Origin of the sequence: Pantoea sp. Pa-EAmG (assembly GCF_030024295.1) — a bacterium.
Lineage (GTDB): Bacteria > Pseudomonadota > Gammaproteobacteria > Enterobacterales > Enterobacteriaceae > Pantoea > Pantoea dispersa.
In genome coordinates, this window is the sequence record NZ_JASEWO010000383.1 from 1 (window position 1) to 891 (window position 891).

The following is an 891-nucleotide window of genomic DNA, read 5'->3' on the forward strand; positions in this document are numbered from 1 at the left end:
TGGAAGTGCCGGTTGGCCGTGGCCTGCTGGGCCGCGTGGTTAACACCCTGGGTGCACCGATCGACGGTAAGGGCGCTATCGACAACGATGGCTTCTCACCAGTTGAAGTGATTGCACCAGGCGTTATCGACCGTCAGTCAGTCGACCAGCCTGTTCAGACCGGTTACAAATCTGTCGATGCGATGATTCCAATCGGCCGTGGCCAGCGTGAGCTGATCATCGGTGACCGTCAGACCGGTAAAACCGCAATGGCAATCGACGCCATCATCAACCAGCGCGATTCAGGCATCAAGTGTGTCTACGTTGCGATTGGTCAGAAAGCGTCAACCATTTCTAACGTGGTACGTAAGCTGGAAGAGCACGGTGCGCTGTCTAACACCATCGTGGTTGTCGCTTCTGCTTCTGAATCCGCTGCACTGCAATACCTGGCGCCATACGCCGGTTGCGCAATGGGTGAATACTTCCGTGACCGCGGTGAAGATGCACTGATCGTGTACGATGACCTGTCTAAGCAGGCTGTTGCTTACCGTCAGATTTCTCTGCTGCTGCGCCGTCCGCCGGGTCGTGAAGCATTCCCGGGCGACGTGTTCTACCTCCACTCTCGTCTGCTGGAGCGTGCATCACGCGTAAGCGCTGACTACGTTGAGCGTTTCACCAACGGTGAAGTGAAAGGCCAGACTGGTTCTCTGACCGCGCTGCCGATCATCGAAACCCAGGCGGGTGACGTTTCTGCGTTCGTTCCGACCAACGTAATCTCGATTACCGATGGTCAGATCTTCCTGGAATCGAACCTGTTCAACTCCGGTATCCGTCCAGCCGTTAACCCGGGTATTTCGGTATCCCGTGTTGGTGGTGCTGCACAGACCAAGATCATCAAGAAACTGTCCGGTG

Annotated in this window: 1 protein-coding gene; it reads left to right on the top strand. The window is 56.0% G+C overall.

Features of this window, described 5'->3' with window-relative positions; genetic code table 11:
• Positions 1-891 (top strand): F0F1 ATP synthase subunit alpha (gene atpA, locus QMM04_RS22800; protein WP_282997151.1); only part of this gene is annotated, 891 nt, incomplete at both ends.